This is a genomic window from Brevibacillus parabrevis, from assembly GCF_022701015.1.
In the GTDB taxonomy this organism is placed as follows: domain Bacteria; phylum Bacillota; class Bacilli; order Brevibacillales; family Brevibacillaceae; genus Brevibacillus; species Brevibacillus parabrevis.
In genome coordinates this window covers 568,681-584,877 of record NZ_CP064090.1, presented here as the reverse complement: position 1 = coordinate 584,877, position 16,197 = coordinate 568,681, and the positions used below count along the sequence as shown (strand labels likewise).

Here is a 16,197-nt window from a genome sequence, read left to right as displayed (position 1 = left end):
AGGAGAGAAAGCATATGGTTATCCGCGAAATAAGCAAAGAAGACAATGCGCAAATCAAAAAGATCATTCAAGATTCATTAAAATCGCTTGGGCTAGACATCCCAGGGACAGCTTACTTTGATCCGCAGCTTGACGATCTTCACCAATATTACACTCGCTTGAAAAACAGCCAGTATTGGGTGGTTGAAATCAATGGCGAGGTTGCTGGCGGGATTGGCATAGCGCCGTTTGACGAGCGCGAGAAAATTTGCGAATTGCAAAAGCTATATTTAAGTCCCAAAACGCAAGGTCTGGGGTTTGGGAAACAGTTGATGGAAACAGCTTTGGCATTTGCCGCCGAGCATTATGAAAAATGCTACCTGGAAACACAGCACGAGCTGAAAGCTGCGTGCAGATTGTATGAGAAGTTTGGCTTTACCCTTTTACCTGAGCCGCTACCTGGCTCTGAGCATTCCGCAATGGATGCATGGTATATAAAAGATCTGAAACAAAGTTGAAGAAGCAAAGCTTTTGTCACCTAATGGGGGAAGCGAGCAAGGAACCGCCGCACGATGAAAAATCGATTGCGGTGGTTCTTTTTTTTCGCGCGTCTTCTGTGCCATCATTGTAGATGGGGGCGATGAAGGATGTTCCATGATTTCAAGCTCGTCGATGATCGGCCGGTCGTGATCCAAGTAAAAGAATACCTTAAACGTTTGATGATAAAAGGGGCGCTGCAAGCGGATCAGAAGCTGCCGTCCACGCGAGAGATGAGCGGTCTTTTGAAAGTGAGCCGCAATACAGTGATCGCCGCCTATGAAGGCTTGGCGGATGACGGCTTTGCGTATGCAATCCCCGGCAAGGGCAGCTACGTGGCTGCTATAGTGGACCAGTCAGCCAGAGATAGTGGAGGAACGGAAGGCCCCGCCAGCTGGCAAGTCGATTGGAAGGCGAAAATGAACGAGTATGCGGTATCGGCTGTAGAGCTGGACATGATGAAGCAGGGCATACGCGCCCAAAAAGGAACGATCTCGTTTACGAGCATTGCGCCGGATGAGCATTTGTTCGATCTGGGGGATGTAAAGCGGGCGTTTATGGATCGCATGGCGATCGAGGGGCAGGTGCTGCTCAACTACGGCTATGCCAAAGGCTACAAGCCGCTGATGGAATACTTGATGCGCTATATGGAAAACAAAGGCGTGGATATAAGCGGCAAGGACATGTTGATCACAAACGGGTTTACAGAAGGCTTTGACATGGTGCTGTCCGCTTTGCGGCCTTCCGGGCGTCGCGGTGCGGCCATTTGTGAAAATCCGACCCACCATACGGCGATCAAAAACTTGAAGCTGCACGGATTCGAGATAACTGGCATTCCGCTGGAACGTGACGGCATCGATGCGGAGCGGCTGGAGGCAGTGCTAAAAGCCAATCGCTTCGATTTGGCCTACCTGATTCCTTCCTATCACAATCCGACTGGCATCGTCATGTCGCCAGCCAAGCGCAGCGCCGTCATGAATGTCATGAGCCGCTATCAAGTTCCGGTGATCGAGGATGGGTTCAATGAGGAGCTGCGCTACTCGGGAGCGCATGTGTCGCCCTTGATTGCCACAGTGGGAAAAGGGAACGGGGTCATCTACATCGGCAGCTTTTCCAAGGTGCTGTTCCCTGGCCTGCGAGTAGGCTGGGTGCTTGGAGACAGAGCGCTGATCGACACGCTGGAAAGCATCAAGCGCGCACGCACGATTCATACATCCACCATCGATCAAGCGATCTTGTACCAATATTTGCTGAACGGAAATTTTGATAAGTACGTCAAAAAAGCGCGGACGGAATACAAGCGCAAATACGAGCTGACAAAAGCATGCTGTGAAGCGCACCTTCCGGAAGCGCAGCTGTCTGGAGACGGGGGCCTGCACTTGTTTCTTGCTTTCCCGCCAGGCGTTAATACCCGTCAACTGCTGGCAGCTTGCACGGAGCAAGGCGTTATTTTTACGCCGGGAGACAAGTTTTTCATTGCGGAAGGCGAAGGCGTGCATACATTGCGGTTAGGCTTTTCACGGGTAACGGATGAAAATATCGAACGGGGCATTCGCATAATCGGCGAGCAGACGCGCAAATTTTTGCAAGGATAACGATAAAGGAGAGGTGTCACGATGAAAATTGGTGTCATTATGGGCGGGGTTTCCTCGGAGCGTCAGGTTTCTCTGCAAACAGGCCAAGAGATGATCAAACAGTTGGATCGCAGTCGCTACGAGGTTGTTCCCATCGTGATCGATCAGCGGCCGGATTTAATCAGGCAAGTTCAGCAGGCAGGAATTGATGTCGCTCTGTTGGCGCTGCACGGCGAGTATGGGGAGGACGGCACGGTGCAGGGCGCGTTGGAGACGCTGGGCATTCCCTATACAGGCAGCGGGGTCTTGGCTAGCAGTCTGTGCATGAATAAACAACTGAGCAAAATGCTGCTCAAAGCAGCGGGCGTGCACACGCCTGCGGGTCTTTGCTGGCAAGGAATGAACGATTATGACCCGCAGATGGTGGCGCAGCTAGGTTACCCGGTTATTGTGAAGCCGAATACGGGCGGATCGAGCATCGGTGTCCAGCTTGTGCAAAACGAGCAGGAGCTGTTGGCGGCTGTCCAGGGAGCTTGCAGCTTGGGCGAGACGATTTTGATTGAGCCGTATATAAAAGGGACAGAGCTGACCGTTGCGATCTTGGATGGCGAGGTTTTGCCGATTATCGGGATTCGCTCCGCCCATTCGGAGTGGTTTGACTACCAGGCAAAATACGAGGTCGGCGGCGCGGAGGAAAAGGTGATTCAGCTTCCCGCTGTTGTGGAGCAGCGCGTACATCATGCGGCACTGACCAGCTATCAGTTGATGCAATGCAAAGTGTACGCCAGGATCGACATGATTTTGTATCAGGATACACCGTATGTGCTGGAAGTGAATACGCTGCCGGGCATGACCGCCAACAGTCTGTTTCCAAAAAGCGCAGCGGCAGCAGGCATGACCTATACGCAGCTGCTGGATCGAATGATTGCCAGCTCCGTGCATGAGCGGAAACAGGAGTGGGGAAGGTAAGGTGGCAGTCGTACCGGGACGTGTGTTCGGAGCAGGCGGAGAGGGCTTTATTCGCTGCTCCCATGCAAGCTCGCGTGACGATTTGCAGCGGACGCTGGAGCGAATGGGCAAGTTTAGGCAAGCGGCAGCCTGGCAGCCGCAGCAATCGCCCGGAACAGTCGGAGCATTGTGAAAAAAGGGCGTCTCGCAGTCGGAAAATCGACTTGGGAGACAGCCCTTTTTTGCGTCGAGTGTCCTTACAACCGCGATCCGCCACTGGCGTCAACCAGTTGTCCGGTTACCCACCGACTGTCAGGCGAGGCGAGGAAGGAAGCGATATCTGCCACGTCTTCCGGCTCGCCCCATCTGTTGAAAATGGACAGGCTTGCGGCGTATTTTTGTCCGTCTGGATTGTTTTGCAGGGTGCCAGCATTCATTTCGGTATTGATGATGCCCGGTTGAATGGCGTTTACCGTGATGTGGCGGCTGCCAAGCTGTTTCGCCAGCGCGAGCGTGAGGGTATCCATCGCTCCTTTGGACACGCTGTAGGCAAAAACCGTTGGCGAAGCTACGCGCGTCACAAACGACGACAGATTGATGATCCGCCCGCCATCTTTCAGGCGAGACAAGGCTTGCTGGATGACAAAAAACGGACCTTTTACATTGATGCTCATGACTTCATCGAACGATTCTTCTGTCGCTTCTTCCAGAGACAAAATCTGACCGATCCCCGCGTTGTTCACCAAAATATCAAACTGACGCTCTCCGGTGCGAGCGATCAAGGCATCATCCAAAGCGGCAAACAAGTCGTGAATACCCGCGAGCGTGCGCAAGTCGGCACCGACGGCAAAGGCCGCACCGCCGTTTTTCTCGATCTCCTGCACGACTTCCTCGGCTTCCTTTTGTCTGCGGCCATAATGTACGGCGACCAACGCGCCATCTTGTGCGAGACGCAGTGCGATGCCGCGGCCAATACCGCGACTTGCTCCCGTTACCAAAGCGATTTTTCCATTCAACTTGCTCATGTCCTCATCTCCCTGTTTGAAAAGTCATGTTAGTTATATCACAGGGGGACATTTGAAATATTGCTCTCTCATTCCTCCGTCTAGGGTACAGATTGATTTCCTGACCATTGTCTCGATATCGGTACTCCGGAGCATGGCGACAAAAAAATATATTTGGAACACGTTGACAATCACCAGAATTGTACCATATAGTTATCGGTATTAAAACGTAATGATTACGTTTTTCATTTAAACAACCCAAGATGCTTACGTTAATCATATGTGTAAAGGGTGGGGATCATGAGGCAAGAAGTCGATTTTATCAAGTTCAATCCCACGCAAAACATGACGCTTCTGGTGAAAACGAAGCATCTGACGGAGCAGTATTCGCGCATTGCGTCCAGGCTGATGTCCTACGACAGCGTACATGCAGAGCAAGTCGGCTTTATTGAACAGGCGCAGCAGGATGGAGCGCGTGCTCATTTGCAAATGGCGGGAGGTGAATTTTGCGGAAATGCGTGCATGGCTCTGGCTGCTTGGCTCGCCTGGGAGAACGGTCTTGGCCCCAATGAGCGGACAGAAGTCCGGTTAGGGGTATCTGGAGCGGAAGGGCTTGTGAATTGCCGGGTCAACCGCCTCGCGGATGAATACTACTGCCAGCTTGATATGCCAGTGCCGCAGCGTTTGGAGCAGCGCACGATTTCGTACGAGGGCAGCGAATGGAACCTGGCGATGGTCAGATACCCGGACTTTTTGCACGTCGTGATTGAAGCCGAAGTCATTTGCGAGGATTTGCGGAAAAGGGCAGAGTCGCTGGCGAAGCTTCTTGGCTCGGTGTCGGAGTGGAGCATGGTCGGGATTTTGTTGTATCAGCCTGTCAGAAACGAGCTTGCGCCGCTCATTTACGTTCCCGAGCTGGACAGCTTGGTTTGGGAGCGCGGCTGCGGATCGGGAACCGCTTCGGTCGGTGCCTATCTCGCCTGGAAGCAGCAAAAAGATACGTCTGTTGAGATCAGACAGCCGGGAGGGACCATCCATGTGGATGCCACCTGGCGAGGGCAGGAAGTCGTTCGTTTGCAAATTGGCGGGTCTGTCGGCATTGTCGCACAAGGCAAAGCGTATATCGAAATAGGGAGCAACAATTGAAGAGGGTGAAGGTGGGAGTGGAGTGATCAAACCAGAACTGTTTCAGGAGTGTGTCCGGGATTTTTGCCAAAGATTTTCCGAATTGGCGAAGGTGTATGACGGTACGATCCAGCACAGCTTCGAGCTTGCCGCTGTGATCGATGAATACTCTGCTTTTGTGACGGCAGAAAGCAACAAGGAAGCCTGGGAATGGCTGGTGCAAAACGAGCCGGAACCATTTCAAGGGCTGGTAGCGGATGTGAGGCAGGTGGCGTCGCGTTGCGTGGCGATCATGGAAAAATACCGGGCGTTGAAGCTGCTTGGCGGGCAAGCAGAAGGAGCGGACTACTTCAAAAATATCGAATCGTGCATCGAGGAGGAATTTGGGAGCTTTCAGGTAGGGGCAAATTCCAAAGTGCTGCTGGTCGGCTCCGGTTCCTATCCGATGACGCCTTTATTGATTGCGAAGCGCACTGGAGCGCCCGTCGTCGGGATCGATATAGACGAGGAGGCTATCCAGCTCGGGCAAAAGGTAGTCGATAGGCTTGGACCGGGGCTGCCGATTCAACTGGAGAGATCGTATGTCGAACAGCTTCCTGTGACGAAGGAGGCGACCCATATCATCTTCAGTTCGACTGTCTCGAATAAATACGAGATTCTCGATCAGCTGCACGCGCTGACAAAGGAAGACGTGGTCGTCGCCATGCGGTATGGCGATCATTTGAAGTCGCTGTTCAACTATCCGATGGAAGCGGTCGACGAGCAAAAGTGGAGGCTGGTCGAAACCGTCTTGCGTCCCGAGCATGTTTTTGACATCGCTTTGTATCGCAAAGCAGCAGTCATCCAATAGGGAGGTTGTGTATGAACGTCTTGCAACGAGTGTTGCTGCTGGGAACGGGTCCGGTAGCGGTTCAATTGGCTGTTTTGCTGAAAAACGAGTGGAACTGCCAGGTGGGAATGGTCGGGCGAAAATCGGTGCGCTCTGCGTCGTTCTTTTCGGCAGTCAAAGAAAGCGGCCAGCGCCTGATTGTCCATGTACAAAATGAGCAGCACCGCAGACTGGCTGGGGAATGCGTCCTCGATTACTTGTTTTGCGGGTATCAGACGGTTTATGGCGAGTGGGACACGATTGTTTTGTCTGTCACGGCCGATGCGTACATAGAAGTGTTGCAGCAACTGGATGAGTCGGTATGGCAGCAGGTGCGAAGAGTTGTCCTGATTTCGCCGACATTCGGCTCCGGCGGCTTGGTCCGGCAATATTTGCAGGAGCGGCAATCGGACGCGGAAGTGATCAGCTTTTCTACGTATCTCGGCGACACACGCTGGTTGAATGGCGATCCGTCGCATGAAGTCGTGACGACAGGAGTGAAGAAAAAAGTCTTCATCGGCTCTACCAATCTGCTCTCTGCTTCTGTCAAAAGGCTGCGCGAGCTGTACGAGCGCATGGGAATTGCACTGGAAGCCAAGGATTCCCCGCTTGAGGCCGAGACGCGAAATATATCGCTGTACGTGCACCCGCCTTTATTCATGAACGAGTTTTCGCTGCGCGTCATTTTCGGAGAGGAAAAGGTGCCGAAGTACGTGTACAAAATGTTTCCGGAAGGTCCGATCACGCAGCACGTCATTTTCGATATGCTCGGGCTGTGGCAGGAAATCACGAATGTGGTAGAAAAGCTCGGCATGAAAGGCGTCAACCTTTTGCAGTTTATGACCGACGACAATTACCCGGTGCGTCTGGAGAGCCTGTCGCGCCGTGACATTGAGAACTTCCCGTTTTTCGAACCGATCCGTCAAGCGTATTTGCTGTATATCCGCTATACGTCTTTGCTGGTCGATCCGTACTCCGAACCGGATCAAAACGGCAGGTATTTCGACTTTTCCGCCGTTCCGATCCGCACGATGTTCGTCAACAGCGAAGGCAGCTGGGATATGCCGCGCATGCCGAAAGAGGATTACTACCGGATCAAAATGATTCGCGGAATTGCCGCGTATGTGGGCGCTCTTTGCCCGACGATGGACAAGCTTATCGCTACGTATGAAAAGAAACTGGAGGAAGCCGCTGCCGCGCTTGCAGGCGAGTCACTATCAGAGGCGTTTCGCGTGCAAAGCTTCGAGAGCGACGTGCAGCTGGTTTGCCGCGAGCTGGGAAAGGTGCATCACTAGACAGACAAAATGAACAGGAAACGCAGGAGGATCGAGCATGAAAAAAGCACAAGCAGGATGGCTATGGGGAGCAATCGTTTCGCTGCTGGTATTGGCGGGATGCGGAAATGAAAACGCAGCGCCGAGCGAACCGGAGAAGCAAGCCCGGGAACTTGTCATGGCTGTATCCAAAGATATAAAAGATATGAACCCTCATCTGTACACAGGCTCCATGTTCGCGCAGGGCATGCTGTATGAGTCGCTGGTGGAAAATACCGAAGAGGGAATCAAACCGCTGTTGGCTGAATCTTGGGAGATTTCTGGAGACGGCAAGGTTTACACGTTTCATCTGCGAAAAAATGTGACGTTTCACGACGGAGCGCCCTTCAACGCAGACGCTGTAAAGAAAAATATCGAGGCGGTCCAGCACAATGCCGCCAAGCATTCCTGGATCAAGCTGTCGACCAAGATCGCAAGCTGCAACGTGGTGGACGAGCATACTGTCGAGTTGGTGTTGACCGAGCCTTATTATCCGACTCTAGTGGAGTTGTCGATGACGCGCCCGTATGTGTTTGTCTCCCCGAAAAATTTTATCGAGGGTGAAACGAAAGACGGGCTGAACGGTTACAGCGGTACCGGGCCATACAGGCTGGTCGAGCATAAAGCGGAACAGTCCGCCGTCTTCGAAGCGAATGAACAATACTGGGGCGGTGCGCCAGCTATCAAAAAAATTACGGCGAAGGTGCTTCCGGCGGGGGAAACAACGTATTTGGCGCTGCAAAAAGGCGAGGTCAATTTTGCCTTTACCGATGACCGGGGGGCGAACAATCTCGACGTAGAGGCGATGAACCAGTTGGAACAGTCGGGAAAATACCAGATTGTCCGCAGCCAGCCGATGAACACGAACTTTTTGGCAGCAAACAGCAGCAAGAAGGAGAGTCCCGTCCACGACCGCGCTGTCCGTGAAGCGCTCTGGTACGCGATGGACAGAGAGCTGATCAGCAAACAAATTTTTGCGGGAACGGAGCCGCCAGCCGACACTCTCTTTTCTTCCAACGTCAACTATGCCAATGTCGAGTTGAAGCAGCGCGAGTATGCTCCCGAAAAAGCCAAGCAACTGTTGGAGGAGGCAGGGTGGCTCGCGGAGCAGGCAGGCGGTGTGCGCAAGAAAAACGGAGCGGTGCTGGCGATGAAACTCTACTACGATGTGAACTCCTCTGCGCAAAAAATGGAAGCGGAATGGATGCAGGATCAGTTGAAGGGGATCGGGATTCAGCTCGACTTGATCGGAGAGGAGTCCTCTTCTATTGCCAGCCGCAGATCCAGTGGCGACTACGATTTGCTTTTCAACCAAACATGGGGACTGGCTTACGATCCGCAAAGCACGATCGCGGCTTTTACTTCCAAGTCGTCCTACTACTACACGACAAGCGGCATTGCGCAGGCGGAAGAGTTGTATAAAAAAATCAACGACGTCATGGTGTCGACAGAGGAGCAAGCACGCAAGTCTCTTTACCGCGACATTTTGAATATCGTGCATGAGGAAGCGGTGTTCATTCCACTGACGAACGGCAGCGTCACGATTGTCGCTCCCAAAGCTTTGCAAGGCATTTCCTTTAAACAGACCCAATACGAGTTGCCGTTTGAACGCATGTCGTTTGCAACGAAGTGAGGATAGAGATGGGGCGTTATTTGCTAAAAAGGCTGCTGATTTCGATTCCGCTGCTTGTCTTGGTTTCGTTTTGCACCTTTTGCCTGATGCAATTCTCGCCGCTCGACCCGGCAGAGGTGGTGCTGCAAGCGCAAGGCGTACCGCAGATCACTCCGGAGCTGGTGGCGCAGACCAAAGCGGAGCTTGGCATGGACAAGCCGTTTATCGTGCGCTATCTGGATTGGCTCTTGAGCTGCTTGCAGCTTGATTTCGGCCATTCGTACGTCACGGGCAAATCGGTCTGGTCGCTGCTCGGTCCGGCTTTTGTCAATACGCTCAAGCTGACTTTGGTTTCAGTTGCTGCCATTCTCGTGCTGTCTGTCGCCCTCGGGGTTATATGCGCCCTGCAAGCAGGCAAGCGGACAGATCAAGCGGTCAGAGCCGTATCCTTTTTGCTGGCTTCGCTTCCACCCTACTTGCTGGCGGCGATACTGGTCTGGTACTTCGCAGTCAAGCTCGACTGGCTGCCGACGAGCGGCATGGATTCGTACAAAAGCTACTTGCTGCCTGTCGCTGTGACCACGATTGGCTACGCAGGCATTTATTTTCGCATGGTCAGGAGCGCGGTGCTTGGCAACTTGCATGAAGAGTATGTACGTTACAGCCGGGCGTGCGGGCTGCCGGAGCGAAAAATCATGCTGCATGTCATAAGAAATTCGTTGCAGGTGACTACCGCCGTATTTTGCATGGCGATCCCTGTCATTTTAGGAGGCACCGTTGTGGTGGAAAACGTCTTTGCCTGGCCGGGGCTGGGAACGTTGAGCGTCAAAGCGATCATGAGCCGGGATTTTCCGCTCATTCAGGCGTACGTGCTTGTGCTGGCAGTCGCTTTTATTTTGTTCAACACGGTTTCAGATGTGCTTCAAGCGGCGTTGAATCCAAAGCTGAGGGAAGAGTTGTAGCATGAAATGGCTGAAAAATGCGCTTCACGACAAAGTCGCCATGGCATCGTTCACTTTTCTCGTGTTGATTGCGGCAGCCGGGATTTTTGCCCCGTTTCTGGCTCCCCATGATCCAAAAGCTGTGCATATGGATATGCGCTTTGCTCCGGCTTCGTGGGAGTATCCGCTTGGCAATGATCAGTTGGGGCGATGCGTCTTGTCCCGGCTGATCTACGGCATCCGTCCCAGCTTGCTGTGGGTGCTCGCAGCGCTCGTGTTGTCTGTGGGCATCGGGGGAATCGTCGGTTTTGTGGCCGGATATTTCCGCGGGCGGCTGGACGCCGTTTTGATGCGGTTGTGCGATGTCATGCTGTCTTTTCCCGGGTATGTGATGACTTTGGCCATCATCGGGATTATGGGAGTGGGCCTGGAAAATATTTTGATTGCGTTTGTCCTCTCCAAATGGCCCTGGTTTGCCAGGGTGATTCGCACCTCTGTGAGACAGTACGCAGAGGCGGATTATGTCCGGTTTGCCAAAGCGATCGGGATCAGCGACTGGCAAATCATGACGAGGCACATCGCTTTGGTGGCGACTCCCGACATCGCCGTGATTGCCAGCAGTTCCTTGGGGTCGATGATCTTGCAAATATCCGGGTTCTCGTTTCTGGGGCTGGGAATCCAGGCTCCGAACGCCGAGTGGGGCATGATGCTGAGCGAAGCGCGGGAAGTCATGTTTTCCCGCCCGGAGCTGATGCTTGCCCCTGGTTTGGCGATCGTCCTGACGGTTTGCGCGGTCAACTTTTTGGCGGATGCGCTTCAGACAGCCCTGGACCCGAAGCTTGGGCGGAGCAGGCAAAAGCCGCAAGCGCTCGTTTCCGCCCTGGATACCGGAATCAGTGGAAAGAGCGGGAGGTGATTGCACATGGCTATACTGGAAGTAGCGGATTTGCAAATTTGGGACAGCGGCACGAATCAATGCCTGGTCGCTGGCAGTTCTTTTCAGGTAAAAGCCGGGAGTTGTCTGGCGATTGTCGGGGAAAGCGGGAGCGGGAAGTCGCTGACCTGCAAGGCGATTATGCGCTTGAACGACAGCGGGCTTCGTCAGTCTGGAGAAATCCGGTTCAAAGGGGAGAACTTGCTGGCTCTCTCGGAAAAAGAGATGCGCCAAAAGCGCGGGAAACAGATTTGCCTGATTGTGCAAAATGGGATGCGTGCTTTTGACCCTTCATGCGTAGTCGGGGTGCATCTGCTTGAGACGATTGCTACTCACTTTGACTGGGGGCGTGACGAGATAACGACCAGGCTGACAGCGGCCATGGAGAGCGTCATGCTGAGAAATCCGCGGGAGATCATGAACAAGTATCCCCACCAGTTGTCCGGAGGGATGCTGCAACGGATCATGATTGCCCTGGCGCTTGTGCTTGCCCCTGATCTCATCATCGCCGATGAGCCGACGACCGCTCTCGACGCCGTCTCGGCCTTTGAAGTGGTAGAGCAGCTCATGGCTTTGCGTCAGAACACGGGCTGCGCGATGATTTTCGTCTCGCACGACTTGGGTGTCGTCAAAAAGATCGCGGATGAGGTGCTGGTCATGAAGGAAGGGGCGGTGGTCGAGAGCGGAGCGGCGCACCAGATCTTTTCCAAAGCGCGGCATGAGTATACGCGTTATCTCGTGTCCAGCAAGCTTGCGCTCAGCCAGCGATTCAGCCAGGTGATGGGAGGCGTGGACGTTGCTGAAGGTTGAAGGGGTAGCGAAAGCGTATAAAAAAGCAGGTCTTTTTTCCAGAGAAAGAGAGCAAGTGCTGGCGGATATCCATTTTGCCTGCGATTACGGAGAATGTCTGGGGATCATCGGGGAGAGCGGAAGCGGAAAGTCGACGCTGGGACGGCTCGTGTTGGGGATTGAGCAGCCGGATCGCGGAAGCATTTTGTTCGAGGGAGAGAGCGTGACGAAGCGCAGGGGCCGAGCCGGGAAAATCAGCGCTGTGTTCCAGGATTACACTTCTTCGATCAATCCGTTTTATACCGTCGAAGCGGCGATTATGGAGTCGTTGCGCCTGATCGGGATGGGAGGGCAGGAGGCAAGTGACAAGCTCGACTTTTTGCTGGATCAGGTCGGGCTTGATCGCTCCTATCGCCAAAAGCATCCGCATGAGCTGTCCGGGGGCGAAGTGCAGCGAGTGTGCATCGCAAGGGCTGTCGCGACAAATCCCACGTGCATCGTCTTGGACGAAGCGATCAGTTCGTTGGACGGTTCCGTGCAAATGCAGGTGCTGCAATTGTTGAAGCAGCTCGGGCAGACATACCGCATGAGTTACCTGTTTATTACGCACGATTTGCAGGCGGCGGCTTATTTATGCGACCGGGTGATGATCGTACATCGCGGACGAGTGGTAGAGACGGTCGCGGTCGAGCAACTGAAAGACGTACAGTCTGCCTATGCCAGAAAGCTGTTGGGCATGGTCATGCTGTAATGTAACGACGACAGACAAGGAGGGAGAGCTGTTGTGAAGGGAGCGTTGGCCTGGCCTTTTTTGCGGTTGTATGTTTTGACTCTTTTCTATTTTAGCGCCAACTCCATACTGAATGTGATCATTCCGCTGCAAGGCTCATCGCTGGGGGCTTCCAATACGACCATCGGGATAGTCATGGGGGCGTATTTGTTTACGACGATGCTGCTGCGCCCGTGGGCTGGTCACATTATTCAAAAGCGCGGGCCGATCAAGGTGCTCCGCACGATTTTGGTCCTGAACGGGGCGGCGTTGATCCTGTACACGTTTACCGGGCTGGAAGGGTATTTTGTCGCTCGCATGCTGCAAGGGGTGTGCACGGCCTTTTTCTCCATGGCTTTGCAGCTCGGCATTATTGATGCCCTGCCGGAAAAAGAACGCTCCCAAGGGATATCGATGTACTCGTTGTGCGCGTATTTGCCAGGGATCGTCGGGCCGCTTTTGGCTTTGGGCATCTGGCAGCCCGGGGAGATGGGCAGCTTTGCCGTCACAATGATCGCGATTGCGATTTTGACGGGTGTGGTCGGGTTCACCGCCAAAATCGACGATCCAAGCGATGGGCAAGCCGGGGCTGGCGGGCAAGGACAGGCGAATGCGAATGGAAAAGCGGAAACCTTTTCGGCGTTCGGCCCATTTTTCAAAAATCCGCACTTGCTCGCATGCAGTGTGCTGATGCTGACATCCTCGCTTGTATTCGGGGCGGTGACTGCTTTTATTCCGTTGTACGCACTGCAAATTGCCGGCGGTCATGCGGGAGTTTTCCTGATGCTACAGGCGGGAACGGTCGTTTTGGCGCGATTTGTTTTGCGAAAAAAAATTCCTTCCGATGGCAAATGGCGCGCTTCTTTTATTATGGGGGTGATGCTCATCCTCGCTGTAGCGGCACAGAGTGTGAGCTTGTCCGCTGCGGGCGGGTTTGTCTTCTTTTACGTCGGGGCTGTGTTGATGGGAATCGCGCAGGCGCTGCTCTATCCGACATTGACCACGTATTTGACCTTTGTTTTGCCGCAGGCAAGCCGCAATGTCCTGATCGGTTTGTTTATCGCCACAGCCGATCTCGGTGTTTCGCTCGGCGGGATTATCATGGGGCCAGTCGCGGATTTGTCTTCGTATTCGTTCATGTATATGCTGTGCGCTTTGCTGGGAGTGGCTATGACCTTGTTTGCCTATGAGCGGCGCAAAGCGCTGACAGAGGCGGAGGCGGCGTAGAAAAGAAAAAGGAGCGGAAGGCCGGAGTGTAGCCAGCCTGTCCGCTCTTTGTTTTGTGAGAGGGATTCATGATATTGGAATCGTTTTCGGTTACGCTTTTGGACTGACGAGGATTTTCACCTGATTTTTCTCTTTCAGGAGCGCTTCGAAGCCGTGATCGACGATTTCGTCCAGCTTGATGCGTTGGGTAACGAGCTTGTCCGCCGGGAAGAAGCCTTTTTCCATCAGGCTGATTACGGCCGGGAATACGTCGCGGTAGCCGATGATGCCAGTCATGGAGCGTTCTTTCATGACGATGTTGTTCGGCTTGATCGACGCTTCGCGTTCGAAGATGCTGACGATCATGATTTGTCCGGCGATTTTCGTAGACTCGATCGCTTGGGTGAGAACTGGTGGCACGCCTGTTACTTCGAAGGCAATGTCAGCCCCGCCGTTGGTGCGGTTGTGAATTTCCTGAACCACGTCGTATTCTTGTGGGTCGAGGACGATTGCGCCCAGCTCTGCTGCTTTGCTTTTGCGCTCAGGAGACAGCTCGACAGCGTAAATTTCTGCTGCGCCTGCCGCTTTCAACGCTTCGATCACGAGCAATCCGATTGGTCCGGCACCGAAGACGACTGCTTTGTCTCCTGCTTTCAGTTGGCTGGAACGCACAGCGTAAAGAGCTACAGCAGATGGCTCGACCAGTGCGCCTTGCTCATAGGAGAGGCTGTCCGGGATTTTGTGAACCATGTGTTCGTCGCAAGCAACGTATTCCGAGAAGCCGCCACCGCCGCCAGCGAGGCCGAGGAAGCCCATTTTGCTGCACAGGTTGTATTTGCCCTGGTTGCAAGCCGCGCAAGTGCCGCACGCGAAAACAGGTTCAACAACGACGCGGTCGCCAACCTTGATATTTTGTACGCCTTCACCGATCTCGACAACTTGTCCGGAAAATTCATGTCCCATGACAATTGGCGCTTTCTCGCCAGTGAGCGGGTGAGCGGTTCCTTCCGGGATGAAGATTGGTCCAGCTACGTATTCATGCAGGTCGCTTCCGCAAATGCCGCACCATTCCACTCTGATTTTTACCTGTCCTTTGCGAGGTTCAGGCTGTTCGATTGTTTCCAGACGGAGGTCCTTTAAACCATGCCAGCGTAACGCTTTCATAAATGGTCAGCTCCTTGTAGGTGGATAAAATATATGATGATCGGAATCAGTAATTAAAACAGGAAACGTTTCCGAAAAATAATATGTCATAACTTTGACATATTGTCAAACTGTAATATCGAGTGAAAATCGTGCGACTGATTGTTGAGTGGGAAATCTAGCGAATGTTTTTGGTTTGGCTGAAAATATCCGTTGTTGCATGCGTGAAGGCTCTGACCGGGCGTGGCGTTTGCATTACCGCCAGAGCCGCGTGTGATATAATAACGATAATAAAAGCGGCAGATTCGTAAGAAAGCAGAAAACGATTCCAAGCAGGAAAGGAAAGCATTGCATTGGATACCAATCATAAAGTGACGATTGAAGACGTGGCGAAAAAAGCAGGGGTAGGAATTGCTACTGTGTCGCGAGCGATCAATGACAGCGAAGGGATCAGCCCGAAGACGAAAGCGCTGGTTCTCCAGGTGATTGAGGAACTCGGATTTACCCCGAACACTTCTGCGCAGAGCCTGAAAGTACGCCAGACGTATCAGATCGCGCTGGCTGTGCCGGACATTCGCAACGCGATTATCCCGGACATTGCCTGGTCTGTGGAGCAAGCGGCGAAGCAGCACGGCTATCGCGTCGTGCAAATCAACACGTCAGGCAATGCGCGGACCGAGCTGGAGACTGTCCGCGAGGTGAAAAAGCTGCATGTGGACGGGCTGATCATCATGCCGCTCGCCTACCCGAAAACGCTTGTTCCGCTGATCAACAAGGCGAGCGTCCCGGTTTCGATTATCAACTACGGGAAAAGGCTTGAAGAAAACGTGAAGGCCGACGTCGTCAGCATGGCTCGCCAGGAGGGGCGGCTTGTCATGGAGCATCTGATCAAAATCGGGCGGACGCGGATTGCTTACGCCGGGGCGCCTAAAGACAAGATCGAGGAACGCTACTTTGCCTACGAAGGATCGCTCAGTCACGTCGATCCTTCGCTGGTGTATTTCGGCGAGGACTTCTCCTTTGAGACTGGCCGCCGGGCCGCTGACTATTTTTTCAGCCTGAAAAACATGCCGGACGCCATCTACGCGGTCAACGACATGGTGGCGATTGGGATCGTGAATCGCTTCAAAGAGCTGGGCGTTCGCGTTCCGGAAGATGTGGCGATCGTGGGGATCGACAACAACGTCTGGACGACGATCACGACTCCGCAGATCAGTTCTGTGTCCATCATGGGGGAGGAAGTGGCACGGCTGGCTACCGAGCTGCTTTTGAAACGGATTCGCGAAAACGGTTCCGGTGCATATGAGCGGGTACAGTTTGAACCGAGGCTCATTGTCAGGGAATCAAGCGTGGCGATGATTCGCAAGTCGCCGATGGATAACGAGCTGCCAAGATGAAGGAAGCCGAGAGCTGGACAGGAAGGAATTGCTCCTGCGATCTCTCGGCTTTTTTTAT

At 53.5% G+C, this 16,197-nt stretch carries 15 protein-coding genes and 1 pseudogene; 14 read left to right on the top strand and 2 right to left on the bottom strand.

Going from position 1 to position 16,197, the window contains the following annotated elements; all coding sequences use genetic code 11:
- Positions 1-14 precede the first annotated feature (14 nt).
- From IRJ17_RS02680 to IRJ17_RS02665, 4 genes and pseudogenes are all read left to right on the top strand, one after another.
- The gene (locus tag IRJ17_RS02680; protein WP_122962158.1) at positions 15-497 is read left to right on the top strand and encodes a GNAT family N-acetyltransferase; all 483 of its coding nucleotides are present in this window, start codon (positions 15-17) and stop codon (positions 495-497) included.
- 129 nt (positions 498-626) lie between these two features.
- A complete protein-coding gene (locus IRJ17_RS02675; protein ID WP_242773129.1) occupies positions 627-2,111 on the top strand; it encodes an aminotransferase-like domain-containing protein in 1,485 nt (494 codons plus the stop codon).
- Between the two features lie 21 nt (positions 2,112-2,132).
- A complete protein-coding gene (locus IRJ17_RS02670; RefSeq protein WP_122962160.1) occupies positions 2,133-3,059 on the top strand; it encodes a D-alanine--D-alanine ligase in 927 nt (308 codons plus the stop codon).
- Positions 3,052-3,231: pseudogene (locus IRJ17_RS02665) on the top strand (hypothetical protein); the annotation flags it as partial. The gene IRJ17_RS02670 and the pseudogene IRJ17_RS02665, both read left to right, overlap by 8 nt.
- Before the next feature lie 64 nt (positions 3,232-3,295).
- Here IRJ17_RS02665 and IRJ17_RS02660 read toward each other — a convergent pair.
- Entirely contained in the window at positions 3,296-4,063 is a 768-nt protein-coding gene (locus tag IRJ17_RS02660) for an SDR family oxidoreductase (RefSeq protein WP_217023362.1), read from the bottom strand.
- Between the two features lie 279 nt (positions 4,064-4,342).
- On the opposite strand from IRJ17_RS02660, the gene IRJ17_RS02655 reads away from it, so the two are divergent.
- Genes IRJ17_RS02655 through cntE form a run of 9 tightly spaced genes read left to right on the top strand, consistent with a single transcriptional unit; the run spans position 4,343 to position 13,620 of the window.
- On the top strand, positions 4,343-5,188 hold the full coding sequence (locus tag IRJ17_RS02655) for a histidine racemase CntK family protein (protein WP_242773125.1): 846 nt from the start codon (positions 4,343-4,345) through the stop codon (positions 5,186-5,188).
- A 22-nt stretch (positions 5,189-5,210) separates the two neighbouring features.
- Positions 5,211-6,017 (top strand): methyltransferase domain-containing protein, encoded by an 807-nt coding sequence (locus IRJ17_RS02650; RefSeq protein WP_173597902.1) that lies wholly within the window; start codon positions 5,211-5,213, stop codon positions 6,015-6,017.
- 11 nt (positions 6,018-6,028) lie between these two features.
- Complete coding sequence (locus tag IRJ17_RS02645) at positions 6,029-7,330, top strand: opine metallophore biosynthesis dehydrogenase (protein WP_122962164.1); 1,302 nt, start codon at positions 6,029-6,031, stop codon at positions 7,328-7,330.
- Positions 7,331-7,367: 37 nt separating this feature from the next.
- Positions 7,368-8,981 carry a staphylopine-dependent metal ABC transporter substrate-binding lipoprotein gene (gene cntA, locus IRJ17_RS02640; protein WP_242773123.1) on the top strand — a complete coding sequence of 538 codons (1,614 nt, stop codon included), beginning with the start codon at positions 7,368-7,370 and terminating at the stop codon, positions 8,979-8,981.
- Positions 8,982-8,989: 8 nt separating this feature from the next.
- On the top strand, positions 8,990-9,922 hold the full coding sequence (gene opp1B, locus IRJ17_RS02635) for a nickel/cobalt ABC transporter permease (protein WP_122962166.1): 933 nt from the start codon (positions 8,990-8,992) through the stop codon (positions 9,920-9,922).
- A 1-nt stretch (position 9,923) separates the two neighbouring features.
- Positions 9,924-10,817 (top strand): staphylopine uptake ABC transporter permease subunit CntC, encoded by an 894-nt coding sequence (gene cntC / locus IRJ17_RS02630; protein ID WP_122962167.1) that lies wholly within the window; start codon positions 9,924-9,926, stop codon positions 10,815-10,817.
- A 6-nt stretch (positions 10,818-10,823) separates the two neighbouring features.
- A complete protein-coding gene (gene cntD / locus IRJ17_RS02625; RefSeq protein ID WP_242773121.1) occupies positions 10,824-11,645 on the top strand; it encodes a staphylopine uptake ABC transporter ATP-binding protein CntD in 822 nt (273 codons plus the stop codon).
- Positions 11,632-12,375 (top strand): ABC transporter ATP-binding protein, encoded by a 744-nt coding sequence (locus IRJ17_RS02620; RefSeq protein WP_122962169.1) that lies wholly within the window; start codon positions 11,632-11,634, stop codon positions 12,373-12,375. The genes cntD and IRJ17_RS02620 overlap by 14 nt, the downstream gene beginning before the upstream one ends.
- Positions 12,376-12,408: 33 nt before the next feature.
- Complete coding sequence (gene cntE, locus IRJ17_RS02615; protein WP_173597906.1) at positions 12,409-13,620, top strand: staphylopine family metallophore export MFS transporter CntE; 1,212 nt, start codon at positions 12,409-12,411, stop codon at positions 13,618-13,620.
- Positions 13,621-13,710: 90 nt separating this feature from the next.
- Here cntE and IRJ17_RS02610 read toward each other — a convergent pair whose 3' ends face one another.
- Positions 13,711-14,763, bottom strand: a complete 1,053-nt coding sequence (locus tag IRJ17_RS02610; RefSeq protein WP_063229073.1) for a 2,3-butanediol dehydrogenase — start codon at positions 14,761-14,763, stop codon at positions 13,711-13,713.
- 332 nt (positions 14,764-15,095) lie between these two features.
- On the opposite strand from IRJ17_RS02610, the gene IRJ17_RS02605 reads away from it, so the two are divergent.
- Positions 15,096-16,139 carry a LacI family DNA-binding transcriptional regulator gene (locus tag IRJ17_RS02605; RefSeq protein WP_122962171.1) on the top strand — a complete coding sequence of 348 codons (1,044 nt, stop codon included), beginning with the start codon at positions 15,096-15,098 and terminating at the stop codon, positions 16,137-16,139.
- Positions 16,140-16,197: the final 58 nt, after the last annotated feature.